The sequence below is a fragment of the Herbidospora cretacea genome (genome assembly GCF_001570605.1).
GTDB lineage: Bacteria > Actinomycetota > Actinomycetes > Streptosporangiales > Streptosporangiaceae > Herbidospora > Herbidospora cretacea.
Map to the genome: position 1 here is coordinate 206,864 of NZ_BBXG01000004.1, position 16,037 is coordinate 222,900.

Sequence of the window (16,037 nt, forward strand, 5' to 3'; positions counted from 1 at the left end):
GTCGGGGCGTGCTGATCCAGACCGCCATGACGGCGATGACGCGCCGGCCACTGGCGTTCCTGAGCTCGTCGTGGCCGTGGCGCGCGCTCGCCTACCTGCTGGCCAGCGCGGTCTACGCCGTGACCGCGTGCCTGCTCATCTACACGGCCTACCTCTACGGCACGGGCACCGCGGCCGCCGCCGCCCTGCTCGTCCTGGTGCTGCTGGCGCTGCCGGCGGCGGCGTTCGAGCGGTGGCGGCTGCGGCTGGTCGACCGGGTTCCCGTCGACGACCCCCACGTGAAACCCCCGGAGAGGGGAGTCCGGGCCTGGGTCTTCACCCGGGCACGGGAGCAGGCGACCTGGCGCGAGTTCGGGTTCACGGTCGTCGCGCTGTCGGTGCTGTGCTGGATGGACCTGGGGCTGGTCTCCTCCGCCTTCTGGCTGCCGGCGCTGCTGATGTCGGGGCCGTTCCAGCCGAGCCTGCACTGGGCCGACGGCCTGCCGCTGGCGCTGGGCGGAGTGCTGCTGGTGCCGCTCTCGGCGTACATGCTGGTGGCCTGGGCGGGCACCCGGGCCATGATCACGCGGGCGGTCATCGCGCCCGGCGACGCCGAGGTCATCCGCTCGCGGGCCCGGCTGGTCGACGCGTTCGAAGCCGAACGCCGCCGCATCGAGCGCGACCTCCACGACGGCGCGCAGCAGCGGCTGGTCTCCCTCAGCATGAAGCTCGGCCTGGCCCGTCTCGACCTGCCGCCCGGTTCGCCCGCCGAGACGCAGGTCGCCGACGCCCATGAGGAGGCCAAACGCGCCCTGGCCGAGCTGCGGGAACTCATCCGCGGCATCCACCCTCAGGTGCTCACAGACCGAGGGCTCGGCGCGGCCGTGGAAGACGTGGCGGGGCGATCGCCCATCCCGGTCGACGTCGACGTCTCACTCCCCGGCCGGCTGCCCCCGCCGATCGAGGCCGCCGCCTACTACGTCGTCTCCGAGGCGATGACGAACATCGCCAAGCACAGCGGGGCCCGCCACGGCCTGGTCTACGGGCGCCTGCGGGACGGCGCGCTGGTGGTGGAGGTCCGGGATGACGGAGTGGGCGGAGCCGACCCCGCCGGAGGATCGGGACTGGCCGGCCTGGCCGACCGCGTCGCCGTCACCGACGGCGTGATGACCCTGTCGAGCCCGCCCGGCGGTCCGACCTCGTTACGGGTGGAGATTCCGTGTCTCATCTAGGTCCGTGTCCGGATAGCCGGTTTGGGGATGCCGCGCCCCCTTTAGGTCCGCCCGGATGGCCCGTGGGGGATTCCGCGTCCCCTTCAGGTCCGTGTCCGGATCGCCCGTGGGGGGATGCCGCGCCGCGGATTCGGAGGAGACCGATGGAGGTTTCAGGTCCGCGTCCGGATGGCCTGCGTGGAGATTCCGCGCTGCACATGCGGAGGAAGCCGGTGGAGGCCTTATGTCTCCCGTGTGGAGGTGCCGTGTGCCGCTTTCGGAGAGATCTGGCGTGCCTCGTCTCCGGATAGCGCTGGCCGAAGACGGCGTGCTGCTGCGTGAAGGGCTCGTCGGGCTGCTCGACCGGTTCGGCCATGACGTGGTCGCCGCGGTCGGTGACGGCGAGGCGCTCATCGCCGCCGTGGCCGAACACGAGCCCGACATCATCGTCGCCGACGCCCGCATGCCACCCGGCTTCACCGACGAGGGGTTGCGGGCCGGGCTCACGCTGCGGGCGAGCCGCCCGCGGCTGGCGGTGCTGGTGCTGAGTCAGTACGTCGAACAGACCTACGCCGCCGAACTGCTCGACTCCGGGGGTGGCGTGGGCATCGGCTACCTGCTCAAGGATCGCATCGGTGAGGTGCGCGAGTTCGTCGACGCCGTGGAACGGGTCGCGGCCGGGCACACGGTCGTCGACCCCGAAGTGGTGCGGCAACTGCTCAACCGTCGCCGGGAACCGCTGTCCCGGCTGACTCCCCGGGAGCGCGAGGTGCTCGGTCTGGTGGCGGAGGGCCGCTCCAACGCCGCGATCGCCCGCGCGCTCGTGGTCACCGAGGCGGCGGTCGCGAAGCACATCGCCAGCATCCTGGCCAAACTCGACCTGCCTCCGGCCGAAGACGATCACCGGCGGGTGCTGGCCGTGCTCGCCTACCTGCGGGGACGGTGACGCGGAAGGTGCGCTTGTATGGTGCCGGCGGTCGGATTGAGCCGGGGGTTGGAGTCGGGTCGGGGTCGGTTTGGGCACCAAGCCGAGCTGGGCGGGCAGGTCGTATAGCCGGCCGCGGTCAGCTGCCACCACAAGTGGTGTGATCCCGGTACGACTACCTCGACCACGGGCAGGCCGGGGTCCGGCACGGTCTGGTCGAGGGCGAGCATCTCCATCCCCCGCTCCTCGACCGGCGCGCGGGCCATGGCCACAGGTCTCCGGTGGTAGGCCCGGGTCTGAACCAGGCCGGGGGCGGTGGCGGCCGGGGACGCGTGAGGCTGGGTGCGGAGCGGCATCAGAGTCGGTGTCCGGCGCGGTCGTTGTCGGGCGGGTGCAGCGTCGGCCGGGTCGGAGTGGGACCGGGAGACGGAGAGGGATTGGGGGCGGCCAAAGTGGATCGAACCGCCCGGAACCCTGGTAGCAGGACGCGCTTGGTCTCAACAGACCAGCAAACGACATCGCGCGCTGCAGGCGAGCGCTCAGAACGCGCTGCTCAGAACGCACCAGTCGGGAGGGGCGGGACTCGTCAGTCGGATCGCGCCGGTCAAGACGGTCTGATCGGGATGGTCTGCTCAGAACGCGCTGCTCAGAACGCGCCGGTCGGGAGGGGCGGGACACGTCAGTCGGATCGCGCCGGTCGAGACGGTCCGGTCGGGACGCGCCGGTCAAGATGGTCTGGTCGGGACGGTCTGGTCGGGGCGCGCTGCTCAGAACGCGCCGGTCGGGAGGGGCGGGACACGTCAGTCGGATCGCGCCGGTCGAGACGGTCCGGTCGGGACGCGCCGGTCAAGATGGTCTGGTCGGGACGGTCTGGTCGGGGCGCGCTGCTCAGAACGCGCCGGTCGGGAGGGGCGGGACACGTCGGTCGGATCGCGCGGGTCAAGACGTTTGATCGAGACGGTCTGTTCGGGATGGTCTGGTGGGGACGCTCTGGTCGGACCATTCTGGTCAGAATGCGCTGTTCAGAGCCTCGGACACGGTTCGGATCACGTTGTCTTCGTGGGGGATCTGGTTGAGGGGCGCGTGTTCGGTGAGGGCTGCGCCGATCACGCCGTCAAGGCCGGCGATCAGGTCGGCGAGTCGGTCGGGGTGCACCCCGCCGGGTTCCGGGTAGCACGTCGAACCGAACACCTCCGGATCCAGCACGTCGAGGTCCACGTGGACGTAGACCGGCCCCGTCAGTCCCTCGAAGGCCCGGTGCAGGTCGGGGACGCCGTACCGGCGGATGCCCTGTTCCCGCAGGTAGGCGTGTTCCGAGTCCGCGCCCGCCCGTTCGCCGGCGATGATCACCTGGCTCGGTTTCAGCGGCCGGTCCGGGGTCAGCCCGGCCAGCTCGTCGTCGCCCAGCAGCGCCCGGACGACCATCCCGTGGAACGCCCCCGACGGAAGGGTCGACGGGCTGTAGACGTCGGGGTGCGCGTCGATCCACAGCACCGTCAGCGCGTCGCCGTAGCGGTCGTGGGCGGTGGCGATCGACGGGATGTCCACGGCGCAGTCGCCGCCGACGGTGATGATCCGGTCGTCGACGCCCTCCAGGGCCTCGAAGGTCCGGCGCTGGACCTCGATCAACGTGTCCCGGGCGCGGATGCCGCCGGACTTCGGGGTCGTCCCGGGGGTCGGCACCGTCACCACCGTGTCGGCTGTGATCAGGGCGGATGCGCGGTGGGCGCCTTCCGTCAGGCGGGGGGCTCGCGCGTGGGCTGAGCCCTGCCACTGCGGTACGCACAGGACCGTGGTCATTCCCGCAGTCCTACCCGAAAGTCGGGCCGTCCGGCGACCTTCGGCCGAGGCGGGGTGACCGTCGCCGCGTCTAGCGTCGGGCGCATGCGAAAAGGTCCCCGGCTTCTCGGTCTGCTGCTGTTCGCGATGGGGGTCAGCGGCACCGTCGATCATCTGGCCGCGCAGCCCGTGATGGGCGTGCTGCTGAACGCGCCCAACCGCTGGATCTTCGAGCGGCTGGAGGTCTTCGAGGGGCGGGAGGTCTTCGCGAACCTGTCGCTCGCCTTCGTGGGGGTCGTGCTGGTCGCGTTCTCGTTTCGGCGCTAACCTTCCCTATTGTTCCCTATAATAGGGAACATGCAGCCCTATTCCGTCGAACAGGTCGCCAATCTTCTGGGTCTTCACGTCAAGACCGTCCGCAACTACGTGCGTGACGGGAAGCTGAAGGCCGTCCGCATCGGCAAGCAATATCGCATCACCCGTGAGGATCTGGAGGCCTTCACCGGCCAGCCGGTCGTGCCCGAGGCGGTGCGGCGGCAGCGGGGGGTGGAGGTGTCGGCGGTCGTCCAGGTCGACGCGATCAGCCGGGAGCGGACCGATCGGCTGACCAACGCGCTGATCGCGGCGGCCAACTCCGGCGGGGAGGGGAAGCTGCGCGTCGAGGCCATCTACGACGAGGTCAGGGCCTCCTTGAAGATCATCGTCATCGGGGGCGCGGCCGACGCCGCCGCGCTGCTCACCATCGTCGACAGCCTCACCCAGGAGTGATCATGCACTTCACGCTTCCCGCCGACGGCCCGCCGATCGCCACCGAGGCCGACGCGCTCGACGTCATCGGGGCCACCTTCGGGCAGGGGGTGACCTGGGTGGTCGTCCCGGCCGAGCGGCTGTCCGACGCGTTCTTCTCCCTGCGGACCGGGCTCGCGGGCGCGGTCCTGCAGAAGTTCGTCCAGTACGGCTTGCGCCTGGCCGTCATCGGGGACGTCTCCCGGCACGTCGCGGCCAGTGACGCCTTCCGTGACCTGGTCCGGGAGTGCAACCGGGGCGACCAGACGTGGTTCCTGCCGACGACGGAGGAGTTCGACGCCCGAGTCACGGCACGCCGATGAGCCGCAGCAGCGCGGTGGTGGCCGCCGCCCCGATGACGATCACCGGGAACGGCGCCCGCCGCAGGGCCAGCGCCCCCGCCACGACCACCCCGGCGGGCCGCGCCCAGCCGCCGGACGACGACGTGACGACCAGGGCGAACAGCAGCACGAGGGCCGCCGTGGACAGCAGGGCCTCCAGGCGGGGCGGAAGTCGTACCCGACCACGGAGGAGAGGGCCCGCCAGCCGGAACGCGAGCGTTCCGGCGGCGAGCGCCACGATCGCGGCGATCGGCATGTCCATCTCGGGTCCCTTTCGGTCGGGGTGGCATGTGGGGGTGGCGGGGGATCGTCCATGATCACGATCGGTCGCGCGGCGGCTCAGGCTTCCTTCGGCCGGGCCAGCAGGCCGAGGAGGGACAGCAGCACCGGCAGCCCGGCCGGCAGGACCGTCGAGGCGGCCAGGGCGATCACGCCGCCGGTCAGGACCGGGACGCGCACGCCGCGGTCGGCCAGGGCGGGCATGATCAGCGCCACCAGGACGGCGGGGAAGGCGGCGTCGAGGCCCAGGGCCCCGACGTCGCCGATCGCGGCGCCCGCCAGCGCGCCGGCCACGACCGAGGCGTTCCACGCCGCGAACAGGGCCAGGCCGCTGGTCCAGAAGTAGTCGTGGCGTTCGCGGGGGCCCGCGCCCTTCAGGGCGAAGGCCACGGTCTCGTCGGTGATGAGGTGCACTCCCGGCAGGCGGTTCCCGACCACGTCGGCGACGGCGAAGCCGAAGGGGAGCAGGCGGGCGTTGAGGATCAGGCCGGTCGCGACCGCCGCGACGGCTCCGCCGCCGCCCATCAGGATGCCGATCGCGGCGAACTGGGCGCCGCCGGCGAACACGATCAAGGACATCACCACCGGCACCCATGGGTCGAAGCCCCCGGAGACGGCGATCGCGCCGAAAGACGCCCCTACGATGGCGTCGGCCACGCAGACCAGGGCGATGTCCCGCAGCGCTGTTCGCGATATCGAACGCATGGCCAATAGAATGAACACTACGGACATCGTTCGTCAAGGCGAACAATCGGACTTGTGGAGCGAACGGCTTGGACACCTCCGCCGCGTTGATCACGCTCATCGCCGCCTCGATCCGTCGGGAACGCGACCGGGTCGGCCTGTCGCTGACCGAGCTCGCCAAACGGGCCGGGATCGCCAAGTCGACGTTGTCGCAGCTCGAAGCGGGAGGCGGGAACCCCAGCGTGGAGACGCTGTGGGCGCTCGCCGTCGCGCTGGGGGTGCCGATCAGCCGGCTGATCGATCCGCCCCGGCCGCATGTGCGGGTGATCCGCGCGGGGGAGGGGCCGGTCACCCACTCGGAGCGGGCCGACTACGCGGCGACGCTGCTGGCCTCCTGCCCGCCCGGGGCGCGGCGCGACCTGTTCCGCATCGACGCCGAGCCGGGCGAGGCGCGCACCTCCGACCCGCACAACCCGGGCACGCTGGAGCACGTGATCATGGGGCTCGGGCGGGCCCTGGTCGGGCCGACCGAGGGGCCGGTGGAGCTCGGGCCCGGTGACTACATCACCTACCCTGGCGACGTGCCCCACGTCTTCCGCGCCCTGGAACCCCGGACCACCGCCGTGATCGTCATGGAGCACGTGTGACCGAGCTGCACTCCGACTGCGCCTCCTGCGCCGGCCTGTGCTGCGTGGAGCTGCCGTTCACGAGATCGGCCGACTTCGCCGTCGACAAACCGGCAGGGAAGCCCTGCGCCAATCTGACCGGTGACTTCCGCTGCCGCATCCACGACCGCCTGCGCGAGAGCGGCTACCAGGGCTGCGTGACCTTCGACTGCTTCGGCGCGGGGCAACGGGTGACCAGGGCGCGGCTCGACGTCGCGCTGTTCCCGCTGATCCGGCAGCTGCACGAGCTGCTCTGGTACCTGGAGGAGGCCTCTCGGCACGGCCACACCGCCGACCTGCTCAAGGAGACCGAGGCGCTGGCGGCGTCCCCGGTCATCGACCCCCTCCAGATCGGCGAGCTGCGCGGCCGGGTCGGGGCGCGGCTGGGGGAGATCAGCGAGCGGGTGCGCGGCCGGTCCCGGGAGATGCGCCGTGACCTGGCCGGGGCGAAACTGCGCGGCCAGGACCTGCGCAACGTCAGCCTGCGCGGGCGGCTCCTCATCGGGGCCGACCTGCGCGGCGCGGACCTGCGCACGGCCGACCTGCTCGGGGCCGACCTGCGGGGGGCCGACGTCCGGGGCGCGGACCTGCGCGGCGCGCTGTTCCTGACCCGCCCCCAGGTCGCCGCCGCCCGGGGTGACCGGACGACCCGCCTCGACCTCGATCGGCCCGGCCACTGGACGTAGCCAGGTCGCGAGGACGGCCGGGCGAGCCGGTCCCTCCCGGAATCGGCCGCCTGGGCCTGCTGATCTACGGCGTGCGCTGTTCCTGACCGGCGCGGTCCGGTTCGACCACGGGCCGTGACCCCATCTCGCGCCACTCCGGGCGCAGGCCCGTGAGGGTGGTGGTGAGGAAGTAGGCCGCGCCGCAGAACACCAGCACCGGGACCAGGCCGGTCGCGGCCACCGCCGCGCCCGCCAGGAGGCCGCCGAGGGGGATGCCCGCCCAGGCCACGGCGTCACTGAGGGAGTTGACCCGGCCCAGCATCGCCTTCGGGATGCGCTCGAAGTAGATCGCGCCGATGATCGGGTTGAGGAAGCCGCCGCCGAAGCCGCCGATCGCGAAGACCGTGATGACGGCCCACAACGGCACGTCGACGGCCAGGATCAGGAACCTCGGCGCGCCGATGACCAGGAAGCCCAGGAAGAAGACCAGGCGGCGCGGCAGGCGGTGGGCGACCACGGCGGCGATCAGGGCGCCCGCGACCGCGGCGATGCCCATGGCGCTGGAGGCCAGGCCGATGGCGGCGGGGCCGCCGCCGCTCTCCTTGGCCCACACCGGGAGCAGCAGGGAGGCGAAGGCCGCGTCGAGCAGGTTGGTGATCCCGACCATGACCGTGATGGTCAGCATGAGGCGTTCGTTCTTCAGGAACGCGAAGCCCTCGCCGAAGCTGCGCCAGTAGCCGGACTTCGGCCCGGTCTCGGCCGGACGGTGGCCCATGTCCTTCGGCAGGACGGTGGCGACGATCACCGAGCCGAGGGCGAAGCAGACGGCGTTGACGACCAGGCCGATCATCGGGCCCGTCAGGGCCACCAGCACGCCCGCGACGGCGGGGCCGACCGTGGAGGCCAGGCGTTCGGCGACGCCCGCCAGGCCGGCCGCCCTCTCCAGGGGGATCCGGCCGCGCTCGGCCGCCTCGGGGACCATGATCTCCTTGGCCAGGTCGCCGGGGCCGCGCACCCCGCCGATGACCGCGACCAGGACCAGCAGCAGCGGGAACGACAGTGACCCCGAGACGTGCAGGATCGGGATCATCGTCGCCGCCGCCGCGCTCACCGCGTCGGCCTGCCAGGACATCCGGCGCGGCCCGACCCGGTCGACGACGGGGCCGGAGAGGGCCTTGACCAGCACGTACGGAGCCATCTCGCAGAACGCGACCAGCCCGGTCTGGGTGACGCTGCCGGTGGTGACCAGCACGAACCACGGGATGGCGATCGACGAGACGCGGGTGCCGGTGAGGGCGACGAGGGAGGCCGCGAACAGGCCCGCGACCGGGCGCCACGAGCGGGTCATGACGGCTCCGGCAGGGCGTGGATGACGACCACCACGCGCTCGGCGTCGTCGGGGGCGGGCGTGCCCTCGTGGCGGTAGCGGCGGACGACGGCGTGCAGCTCCTCGACGAGGCCGTGGGCCTCCTCGGGAGTGAGCTGCAGCGACCAGTCGCTCAGGTCGAAGACGTCGCGCCACTCGCGGGGCATCGTCTGGGAGGCGGCCACGGTGCGCTGGGCGCGCTGGGCCTGGGAACCGGCGATCGACTGGAGGTAGATCAGCGCCGCCTCGGGCTCCTGCTCGGCGAGGTCGCGGTCGTTGAACTCGGTGCCCCGGTGGACCGACCGCCACCAGCGTTCGCGGCCGTTGCCCCGGTCGACGTCCTCGTCGACGAACCCGGCCGCCGCGAGCTGGCGCAGGTGGTAGCTGGTCGCGCCGGACGTGAGCGCGAGGCGCTCGGCGAGGCCGGTCGCGGTGTGGGGGCCGTAGAGCCGCAGCAGGCCGAGGAGCTGGACCCGGACCGGGTGGGCCAGCGCCCGCAGGCCCTTGGCGTCGAGGAAGACGGACTCGTTCATGAGGACCACCATAAAACGCAAAGAGTTCTTTGCAAAGACCTTTGCAAAGAACTCTTTGCGGTTCGGTCTGCCCGAAAACACCCCATAGGTGATGTCTGAGATGTCCAGCATGATGGTGGTATGCGCGCGTTCGTGATCACAGGGCCGTTCCAAGGCGAGGTCCGGGATGTCGAACCGCCCGTGCCCGAGCCCGGGGACGTGATCGTGCGGGTGGAGCGCGCGGGCGTCTGCGGGACCGACGCGGAGTTCTTCACCGGGGACATGGCCTACCTGCACGACGGGCAGGCGCGCTATCCGCTGCGGATCGGGCACGAGTGGTGCGGCGTGGTGACCGCGCTCGGCGCGGGCGTCCCGAAGGAGTGGCTCGGACGGCGGGTGACCGGCGACACCATGCTCGGCTGCCAGAAGTGCGCCCGGTGCCGGAGCGGCAGGCAGCACCTGTGCGCCGACAGGTTCGAGATCGGGATCCGGTACGGCTACCCGGGCGCGCTGGCCGAGTTCCTGCCCGTCCCCGTCTTCGCGCTGCACGCCCTGCCCGACAGCGTCGGGCCGGTGGCGGGCGCGATGGTCGAACCCGGCGGGAACGCGCTGCGCGCCGTCCGGGCCGCCGGGGCGGGACCGGGGGAGCGGGTGCTGATCCTCGGCCCGGGGACGATCGGCCTGCTGGCCGCCATGTTCGCGGTCGCCGAGGGCGCGGAGGTCCACCTGCTCGGCCTGTCGACCGGGTTCGCCGAATCCCTCGGCTTCACCTGCCACACCGGAGTGCCCGACCTGCCGTTCGACGCCGTCATCGACGCCTCCAACGCCGCCGCGCTCCCCGCCCTCGCCGCCGAGACCGTCGAGCCCGGCGGGCGGGTGGTCTACATCGGCCTGGCGGGGGAGCCCAGCCTGGTCGACACGCGGGTGATCGCGCTGAAGGACCTGAAGGTCACCGGGGTGCTCAGCGCGTCAGGGGGTCTCGCGGGGGCCATCGAGCGGTACGCCTCCGGCGCCGTCGACCCCACGCCGCTGGTCGGCGCGACCATCGGGCTCGACGACGTGGCCGGGGCGCTGGCCGGGAAGCGGGACCCCGGCCGGCCACCCAAGATCCACATCGATCCCGTCAGTTGACGTGCCTCTTCAGCAGGCGCAGCAGCTTCGGGTAGGTGGGCAGCGCGCGGACCTCGGCCAGCCCGGCGCGGTAGTCGGGGTTGGCCAGCAGCGGGTCGAGCGCCGGGTCGGCCGGTGACTTGGGGTCGACGTTGCGCAGGTAGGTCTTCAGGTCGACGCCGTCGATCCTGATCGACTTGTACTCGTCGAGGATGCGCGGCAGCGACGGTTCGATCATGGTGGCCCGGCCGGACAGGGCGAGCTGCTGGAAGAAGTTGAGCTTGCCCGCTTTGACCAGGTAGTACGCTGTCTGCCGGTCGGGTGACGGCCGGGCGTCGGCCGAGGCCGGGGACATCGCGGCGAACACGGCGAGCGGCAGGATCGCGAGGGCCAGTCGTCTCATGCCGCCGACAGTAGGGACGGCGCGCCGGCCGCCCGGCCCGACGCCGCCGGGGCTTTCTCAAATCCAGACGGAATGATCGTCGACGTAAGGGGCGAGCAGGCCCGTCATCAGCGGGTCGCCCTGACCGTGCAGGTCGTTGGCGGCGATGCCGCGGACGATGCCCGCCAGCAGGTCGGCGACCTGGATCCGGGCGTCGAGGTGGGACTCGACGAGGCGCAGCCCGTCCAGCGGGCAGGCCCGGCGCAGCAGGCCGACGCGCTCCTCGGTCAGGGTCGTCTGCCGGTCGTGCACGATCGTCACCGGCCGCCCGCCGCCCCAGAACTCGACCGCGCGCACGATCGCCGGCAGCAGCGGGTCGAGCGGCGCGGCCGTCGTGGGGTTCGCGGCCAGGCGGGTCCGCAGGTCCTCGACCTGGGGCCGGGCCTTGGCCAGGCGGCGCATCACGTCACCGGCCTCGCCGTGGGTCAGGGCCAGGTCGTCGACCAGCGCGAACACCTCGGCGATCGAGCGGTCGGAGTGGGGGCGCATGAGGTCGTTGAAGCCCTCCAGCAGGTCGCGCCACCGGGCCCCGAACGCGTCGGGGGCCAGCCGGTAGAGGCGGTCGCCGTCCTCGCCGACCAGGCCGGTGATGCGGCGGGTCATGTAGAGGGTCTTGTCGGTCAGGTGGACGCGCGCGTGGCCCTGGAGGGGGCCGGTCGGGCCGAGCAGCCACTGGAGGGCCAGCCGGTGCTTGGCCCGCCGGATGACGAACGACTTGTACTCGGTGATGGGGGAGGGGGCGCGGTGGCGGACCTCGTCCATGCAGGCCGCGGCCTCGTCGAGGGTGAGCGCGATGCTCGCGTGGGCGAACACGTCGGTCACCCCGCCGATGAGCTTCTCGCCCTCCGCTCCCGATTCGTCACACCCGATCTCCATAAAGGTCATTAGACATGACCGGCTTGTATGGTGCCGTCATGGATCAGCAGCCCGAGTGGTGGACGCTCGAACGCAGCGCCGCCCGCGCGTGGCCGGCCGCCCACACCGAGGAGCGCGACGGCTGGCTGCTCCGACACACCCCTTCGGTGCCCCGCCGCCGGATCAACTCCGCGCTGCCCCTCCACGGCTCCAGCCCGTCGATCGAGGCGGTGGAGAGCTACTACCGCGCCCTCGGCCGGGCCGTCACCGTGCAGGTCAGCCCGTCAGACACCTACACGGAGCTCGACGCGGAACTGGCGGCCCGGGGCTACCACCGCGACGCCCCGACGCTGATCCTCACCGCCCCGGCCTCGGGCTTCGACGACGAGGGAGCGGCCGAGCGGGTCGGCGACCGGGCCCGCTGGCCGGAGGTCTTCGCCGCGCTCGACGACCGGGCCGCCACGCTTGAGGTCATCCTCCGGATCCCCGAACCGGTCGCCCTCTTCGCCGCCACCGTCGGCGGTGAGACCGCCGGGATGGGCGTCTTCGCCGTCGACGGCGGCTACGCCGGTGTCTTCTGCATGGTCACGCACCCGCGCCACCGCCGCGCCGGGATCGCCTCGGCCGTCCTGGCCGCCGGGGCGGCCTGGGCCGGCGGCCAGGGCGCGCGGCGGCTCTACCTCCAGGTCGAGGAGGACAACCCGCCCGCCCGCGCCCTCTACGCCCGCGCCGGGTTCACGGTGTCGCACGGCTACCACTACCGCGTACTCCCCGGGATGTAGCCGGGCCGCCCACCCGCGCACGACGCGCCCGGCCCACGTGGCGGCGACGCTTGGCGGCGTTGACTTCTCACGTGGGGAGACCACCGATGAACACGGCTTATCTGGGCGCGCGGCGCGTCATGGCACTGATCCTCGCCGCCGCCCTGCTCATCCAGGGCATCACGGCGGGCCTGCTGCTGGCGTCGCCGGGCGGGCGGGGCATCCACCGGGCCACCGCGATCCTGGTGCTGCTGGCGGCGATCGGCTCGCTCGTCGTCGCGATCATGACGAGGGAGCGGAAGCAGATCGTCCCGGGGGTGATGGTCCTGCTCCTGGTCTTCGTGCAGATGTATCTGGGGTTCGCGCACTTCAAGGCGCTGCACGTGCCCATCGGCATGATCATGTTCGGTGGGGTGGTGCACGTGCTGAGCACCCTCTACCCGGCCCGGCAGCACGCCCCGGCATGAGGCTCACCCGGCGAGAGGCCCTGGCCGTCGTCGGCCTGGGCGGGTTCGCCCTCGTCACGGGGTGTTCGCTGCTGGCGGGCACCCCGGTGCCGCAGGTCCTGCGCAGCACCGCCCCCCTGCCGCGGCCGTTCGCCGTGCCGCTGCCCCTCCGGCCGTTCGCCCGGCCCACCCGGCGCGGCGACGCCGACTATTACGACATCACCGCACGTCAGGCGGTCGCAAGCATCATCCCCGGGCTGCGCACGCCCATCTGGGGGTACGACGGCGTGTTCCCCGGCCCGGTCGTCGAGGCCCGGCGGGGACGCCGGACCGTGGTGCGGCTGACCAACGGCCTGGGCGTGCCGACCGTCCTGCACCTGCACGGCGGCCACACCCCGGCGGCCTCCGACGGGCACCCGCTGGATCTCGTACCACCGGGGGCTACCCGCGAATACGACTATCCGATGACGCAGCGGGCCGCCACGCTCTGGTATCACGACCACCGCATGGACTACACCGGGCCGCAGGTCTGGCGGGGTCTGGCCGGTCTGTTCCTGGTCCGCGACGACGAGGAGGACGCGCTGCCGCTCCCGAAGGGCGAGCGCGAGATCCCGCTGGTGATCTGCGACCGGTCGTTCGCCGCCGACGGCACGATGCCCTACCCCGGCCGGCCGGGGAAGCCCGGGGCCAAAGAGGCGTACATGGGCGGCGTGCTGGGGGACGTCACGCTGGTCAACGGCGCGCCGTGGCCGGTTCTCCGGGTCGCCCGCGCCCGTCATCGGCTGCGCGTCGTCAACGCGTCGAACGCGCGTCCCTACGAGCTGTCGACCGGTGGCCCGATCGTCCAGATCGGCAGTGACGGCGGCCTGCTCCCGGCTCCGAGGACCCTGGACTCCGTCCGGCTCTCGCCCGGCGAGCGGGCCGATCTCATCGTCGACTTCGCCGCCCACCGGATCGGTGACCGGGTCGAGCTGCGCGACCTGGCCGGCGACGGCCCCGTCATGCGCTTCGACGTCGACCGCGACGCCCCCGACGACTCGTCGATCCCGTCGGCGCTGTCCCGGGTGGACCGGATCGACCCCGCCTCGGCCACGGTGACCCGCGACTTCGAGTTCTCCAGCGGCAGCCTGCACGGCGGCACCGGCTGGCTGATCAACGGCAAGCCTTACGACGCCAACCGGGTCGACGCCACGGTGAAGCTCGGCGCGACGGAGATCTGGCGCTTCACCAGCGACGTCAGCCACCCGATCCACCTGCACCTGGCGCACTTCCAGGTGATGGCCGACGGCGTCCCCGACCCGGCCTGGAAGGACACGGTCGAACTCCGGGAGGCCCAGACGATGGAGGTGATCGCCAAGTTCGACGGCCATCCGGGCCGGTACGTCTTCCACTGCCACAACCTCGAACACGAGGACATGGCCATGATGGCGACCTTCGACGTCATCCCCTGAACCGGGGCACCACCAGCCCCGACTCGTAGGCGGCGACCACGGCCTGCGTCCGGTCGCGCAGGCCCAGCTTGCCGAGCACCCGGCTGACGTGGGTCTTCACCGTCTCCTCGGTGACGGTCAGCCGCTGGGCGATCTCCGGGTTCGACAGCCCCTCGGCGATGAGCCGGAGCACCTGCGTCTCGCGGGGCGTCAGCCCCTCGATCGACACCCTGGGCGACACTCTGGCCCGGAGCTGGGCGAACTCGCCGATGAGCCGCCGGGTGACGGTGGGCGCGAGCAGCGCCTCCCCGGCGGCCACCACCCTGACGGCGTCGAAGAGCCGCTCGGCGGTGACGTCCTTGAGCAGGAAGCCGCCGGCTCCGCGCGCAGGGCGTCGTAGACGTACTCGTCGAGGTCGAAGGTGGTGAGGATGAGCACCCGGGCGCTCGCCGACAGCCGCCGGGTGGCCTCGATGCCGTCCATGACGGGCATCCGGACGTCCATCAGCACGAGGTCCGGCGCGGTCGCGGCGCAGACCCGCACCGCCTCCGCGCCGTCGGAGGCGGTGCCGACGACGGCGAGGTCGGGCTGGGTGGCCAGCAGGTCGGCGAACGCCGACCGGACGACGGGATGGTCGTCGGCGATGACGATCCTGATCACGCCGTCCTCCCGGGGAGGGTCGCCTCGACCATGAACCCGCCGCCTCTCACCGCTCCTGTCCGCAGCGTCCCGCCCACCGCGCAGGCGCGCTCCCGCATGCCCGCCAGGCCCAGCCCCTCGACCGGGTCGTCGACGGCTGGCCCGTTGTCCCGCACCACCACCCGCAGCGCACCCGCCCCGTAGGCGAACTCCACGTCGACCGCCGCGCCCGGCGCGTGCCGCCGGGCGTTGGTCAGCGCCTCCTGGACGATCCGGTACGCCGCCAGTTCCGCCACCGGGTCCAGAGCGATCGGCGTGCCGCGCAGGATCAGCCGGGTCGCCCCGCCGGAGGCCGCGCGGGCCGTGTCCACCAGGGCGTTCAGCTCGCGCAGGCCCGGCTGGGGGGCGCGTTCGGGCTGCCCGGTGTCCTCGCGGAGCACGCCGAGCAGGCGGCGCATCTCGGTCAGCGCGCTCCGCGCGGCGTCGCCGATCGCGCGCAGCCGGTCGGCCCCGGCGGGCGGCAGCCCGGGGGTCGCCAGGCGGGCCGTCTCGGCCTGGACGGCCACCATCGAGATGTGGTGGGCCACCACGTCGTGCAGCTCGCGCGCGATCCTGGCCCGTTCGCCGGCCGCGCTGCGGCGCAGCAGGCTCTCCTCGATCACGTCCCGCGCCGCCTCGCTGACCCGGGCCTTCCTCCTGGCCTGCCAGGTGATCCCGGCCATCGCGGCCGACGGCGCGAGGGCCAGCACGGGCGCCTGGACGATCAGCGCCAGACCCGCGGCCGAGCAGGCCAGCGCCGCCCTCTCGGAGGTCTCGCCCAGGCGGAACAGCGCGATCATGGTGGCGGCCAGGCCGGCGTACGCGGGGTCCCGGAACGCCGTCACCGACAGCACCGTCGCCGCCGTGACCAGCACGGCGGCGGCCGTCCGCTGCGGCCACAGCAGCACCAGCGGCAGGGTCGTCGCCAGGCCCACCAACGCCAGGACCATCGACTGGGACACCCCCAGCCCGAAGGCCACCACCACCAGGACACCTGCGACGGCACGCCCGTTCACGCAGGTCATTCTGCCCGTTATGGGGTGGGCGGACATCCCTCGTACGAGCTACCCGAAGACCGCTCCGCCGCGCGACGCGGGGGCCGAGGGCGCGACCCTAGGGTTCC

At 72.6% G+C, this 16,037-nt stretch carries 20 protein-coding genes and 1 pseudogene; 11 read left to right on the forward strand and 10 right to left on the reverse strand.

What is annotated here, in order from left to right; translation table 11 throughout:
* Positions 1-8 precede the first annotated feature (8 nt).
* Both AW270_RS09080 and AW270_RS09085 read left to right on the forward strand, forming a co-directional pair.
* Positions 9-1,211 (forward strand): sensor histidine kinase, encoded by a 1,203-nt coding sequence (locus tag AW270_RS09080; protein ID WP_157521780.1) that lies wholly within the window; start codon positions 9-11, stop codon positions 1,209-1,211.
* Between the two features lie 223 nt (positions 1,212-1,434).
* The gene (locus AW270_RS09085) at positions 1,435-2,136 is read left to right on the forward strand and encodes a response regulator (protein ID WP_174549857.1); all 702 of its coding nucleotides are present in this window, start codon (positions 1,435-1,437) and stop codon (positions 2,134-2,136) included.
* Here the strand turns inward: AW270_RS09085 and AW270_RS42095 are convergent.
* Together AW270_RS42095 and AW270_RS09090 are read right to left on the reverse strand one after the other, a co-directional pair.
* Complete coding sequence (locus AW270_RS42095) at positions 2,118-2,573, reverse strand: YcaO-like family protein (RefSeq protein WP_369408986.1); 456 nt, start codon at positions 2,571-2,573, stop codon at positions 2,118-2,120. The two genes, AW270_RS09085 and AW270_RS42095, sit on opposite strands and share 19 nt — an antisense overlap.
* 550 nt (positions 2,574-3,123) lie before the next feature.
* Positions 3,124-3,915 carry an arginase family protein gene (locus AW270_RS09090; RefSeq protein ID WP_061292772.1) on the reverse strand — a complete coding sequence of 264 codons (792 nt, stop codon included), beginning with the start codon at positions 3,913-3,915 and terminating at the stop codon, positions 3,124-3,126.
* 84 nt (positions 3,916-3,999) lie between these two features.
* On the opposite strand from AW270_RS09090, the gene AW270_RS09095 reads away from it, so the two are divergent.
* Genes AW270_RS09095 through AW270_RS09105 form a run of 3 tightly spaced genes read left to right on the forward strand, consistent with a single transcriptional unit; the run spans position 4,000 to position 5,003 of the window.
* A complete protein-coding gene (locus tag AW270_RS09095; RefSeq protein WP_061292775.1) occupies positions 4,000-4,221 on the forward strand; it encodes a hypothetical protein in 222 nt (73 codons plus the stop codon).
* A gap of 30 nt (positions 4,222-4,251) precedes the next feature.
* Entirely contained in the window at positions 4,252-4,662 is a 411-nt protein-coding gene (locus AW270_RS09100; protein ID WP_061292777.1) for a helix-turn-helix domain-containing protein, read from the forward strand.
* Between the two features lie 2 nt (positions 4,663-4,664).
* The gene (locus AW270_RS09105; protein WP_061292779.1) at positions 4,665-5,003 is read left to right on the forward strand and encodes a DUF4180 domain-containing protein; all 339 of its coding nucleotides are present in this window, start codon (positions 4,665-4,667) and stop codon (positions 5,001-5,003) included.
* On the opposite strand, the gene AW270_RS09110 is transcribed toward AW270_RS09105, so the two are convergent.
* Positions 4,987-5,283 (reverse strand): AzlD domain-containing protein, encoded by a 297-nt coding sequence (locus AW270_RS09110; RefSeq protein ID WP_061292781.1) that lies wholly within the window; start codon positions 5,281-5,283, stop codon positions 4,987-4,989. The genes AW270_RS09105 and AW270_RS09110 overlap by 17 nt on opposite strands.
* Positions 5,284-5,360: 77 nt before the next feature.
* The gene (locus AW270_RS09115; protein ID WP_082801420.1) at positions 5,361-6,005 is read right to left on the reverse strand and encodes an AzlC family ABC transporter permease; all 645 of its coding nucleotides are present in this window, start codon (positions 6,003-6,005) and stop codon (positions 5,361-5,363) included.
* A gap of 68 nt (positions 6,006-6,073) precedes the next feature.
* Here AW270_RS09115 and AW270_RS09120 point away from each other — a divergent pair, with 68 nt between their 5' ends.
* The gene (locus AW270_RS09120) at positions 6,074-6,631 is read left to right on the forward strand and encodes a helix-turn-helix domain-containing protein (protein ID WP_061292784.1); all 558 of its coding nucleotides are present in this window, start codon (positions 6,074-6,076) and stop codon (positions 6,629-6,631) included.
* Complete coding sequence (locus tag AW270_RS09125; protein WP_061292786.1) at positions 6,628-7,335, forward strand: pentapeptide repeat-containing protein; 708 nt, start codon at positions 6,628-6,630, stop codon at positions 7,333-7,335. The genes AW270_RS09120 and AW270_RS09125 overlap by 4 nt, the downstream gene beginning before the upstream one ends.
* A 64-nt stretch (positions 7,336-7,399) precedes the next feature.
* Here the strand turns inward: AW270_RS09125 and AW270_RS09130 are convergent, their stop codons facing one another.
* A complete protein-coding gene (locus tag AW270_RS09130; RefSeq protein ID WP_061292789.1) occupies positions 7,400-8,662 on the reverse strand; it encodes an MFS transporter in 1,263 nt (420 codons plus the stop codon).
* Positions 8,659-9,213 (reverse strand): ArsR/SmtB family transcription factor, encoded by a 555-nt coding sequence (locus AW270_RS09135; RefSeq protein WP_245674637.1) that lies wholly within the window; start codon positions 9,211-9,213, stop codon positions 8,659-8,661. The genes AW270_RS09130 and AW270_RS09135 overlap by 4 nt, the downstream gene beginning before the upstream one ends.
* Positions 9,214-9,333: 120 nt before the next feature.
* Here AW270_RS09135 and AW270_RS09140 point away from each other — a divergent pair, with 120 nt between their 5' ends.
* The gene (locus tag AW270_RS09140) at positions 9,334-10,323 is read left to right on the forward strand and encodes a zinc-dependent alcohol dehydrogenase (RefSeq protein ID WP_061292793.1); all 990 of its coding nucleotides are present in this window, start codon (positions 9,334-9,336) and stop codon (positions 10,321-10,323) included.
* Here AW270_RS09140 and AW270_RS09145 read toward each other — a convergent pair.
* A complete protein-coding gene (locus AW270_RS09145; protein WP_061292795.1) occupies positions 10,316-10,705 on the reverse strand; it encodes a hypothetical protein in 390 nt (129 codons plus the stop codon). The genes AW270_RS09140 and AW270_RS09145 overlap by 8 nt on opposite strands.
* 57 nt (positions 10,706-10,762) lie before the next feature.
* Positions 10,763-11,620 carry a DUF3800 domain-containing protein gene (locus tag AW270_RS09150; protein WP_245674638.1) on the reverse strand — a complete coding sequence of 286 codons (858 nt, stop codon included), beginning with the start codon at positions 11,618-11,620 and terminating at the stop codon, positions 10,763-10,765.
* 38 nt (positions 11,621-11,658) lie between these two features.
* Here AW270_RS09150 and AW270_RS09155 point away from each other — a divergent pair, with 38 nt between their 5' ends.
* The 3 genes from AW270_RS09155 to AW270_RS09165 all read left to right on the forward strand — a co-directional run bounded on the left by AW270_RS09155 (position 11,659) and on the right by AW270_RS09165 (position 14,257).
* On the forward strand, positions 11,659-12,381 hold the full coding sequence (locus AW270_RS09155; protein WP_061292798.1) for a GNAT family N-acetyltransferase: 723 nt from the start codon (positions 11,659-11,661) through the stop codon (positions 12,379-12,381).
* An 86-nt stretch (positions 12,382-12,467) separates the two neighbouring features.
* Positions 12,468-12,827: a hypothetical protein gene (locus AW270_RS09160; RefSeq protein ID WP_061292799.1), complete on the forward strand. Its 360-nt coding sequence runs from the start codon at positions 12,468-12,470 to the stop codon at positions 12,825-12,827.
* Positions 12,824-14,257 (forward strand): multicopper oxidase family protein, encoded by a 1,434-nt coding sequence (locus tag AW270_RS09165; RefSeq protein WP_061292801.1) that lies wholly within the window; start codon positions 12,824-12,826, stop codon positions 14,255-14,257. Before AW270_RS09160 ends, AW270_RS09165 begins: the two co-directional genes overlap by 4 nt.
* Here the strand turns inward: AW270_RS09165 and AW270_RS09170 are convergent.
* Together AW270_RS09170 and AW270_RS09175 are read right to left on the reverse strand one after the other, a co-directional pair.
* Positions 14,247-14,896 (reverse strand): annotated as a pseudogene (locus AW270_RS09170) (response regulator). The gene AW270_RS09165 and the pseudogene AW270_RS09170 sit on opposite strands and share 11 nt — an antisense overlap.
* Positions 14,893-15,930: a sensor histidine kinase gene (locus AW270_RS09175; RefSeq protein WP_218009134.1), complete on the reverse strand. Its 1,038-nt coding sequence runs from the start codon at positions 15,928-15,930 to the stop codon at positions 14,893-14,895. The pseudogene AW270_RS09170 and the gene AW270_RS09175 overlap by 4 nt, the downstream one beginning before the upstream one ends.
* Positions 15,931-16,037: the final 107 nt, after the last annotated feature.

Coding starts and splice junctions, on each gene's coding strand:
- AW270_RS09155 (WP_061292798.1), top strand. CDS start 11,659: ATGGATCAGCAGCCCGAGTGGTGGACGCTCGAACGCAGCGCCGCCCGC.
- AW270_RS09165 (WP_061292801.1), top strand. CDS start 12,824: ATGAGGCTCACCCGGCGAGAGGCCCTGGCCGTCGTCGGCCTGGGCGGG.
- AW270_RS09090 (WP_061292772.1), bottom strand. CDS start 3,915: ATGACCACGGTCCTGTGCGTACCGCAGTGGCAGGGCTCAGCCCACGCG.
- AW270_RS09115 (WP_082801420.1), bottom strand. CDS start 6,005: ATGCGTTCGATATCGCGAACAGCGCTGCGGGACATCGCCCTGGTCTGC.
- AW270_RS09085 (WP_174549857.1), top strand. CDS start 1,435: ATGTCTCCCGTGTGGAGGTGCCGTGTGCCGCTTTCGGAGAGATCTGGC.
- AW270_RS09105 (WP_061292779.1), top strand. CDS start 4,665: ATGCACTTCACGCTTCCCGCCGACGGCCCGCCGATCGCCACCGAGGCC.
- AW270_RS09140 (WP_061292793.1), top strand. CDS start 9,334: ATGCGCGCGTTCGTGATCACAGGGCCGTTCCAAGGCGAGGTCCGGGAT.
- AW270_RS09130 (WP_061292789.1), bottom strand. CDS start 8,662: ATGACCCGCTCGTGGCGCCCGGTCGCGGGCCTGTTCGCGGCCTCCCTC.
- AW270_RS09150 (WP_245674638.1), bottom strand. CDS start 11,620: ATGGAGATCGGGTGTGACGAATCGGGAGCGGAGGGCGAGAAGCTCATC.
- AW270_RS09100 (WP_061292777.1), top strand. CDS start 4,252: ATGCAGCCCTATTCCGTCGAACAGGTCGCCAATCTTCTGGGTCTTCAC.
- AW270_RS09145 (WP_061292795.1), bottom strand. CDS start 10,705: ATGAGACGACTGGCCCTCGCGATCCTGCCGCTCGCCGTGTTCGCCGCG.
- AW270_RS09135 (WP_245674637.1), bottom strand. CDS start 9,213: ATGAACGAGTCCGTCTTCCTCGACGCCAAGGGCCTGCGGGCGCTGGCC.
- AW270_RS09160 (WP_061292799.1), top strand. CDS start 12,468: ATGAACACGGCTTATCTGGGCGCGCGGCGCGTCATGGCACTGATCCTC.
- AW270_RS09110 (WP_061292781.1), bottom strand. CDS start 5,283: ATGGACATGCCGATCGCCGCGATCGTGGCGCTCGCCGCCGGAACGCTC.
- AW270_RS09095 (WP_061292775.1), top strand. CDS start 4,000: ATGCGAAAAGGTCCCCGGCTTCTCGGTCTGCTGCTGTTCGCGATGGGG.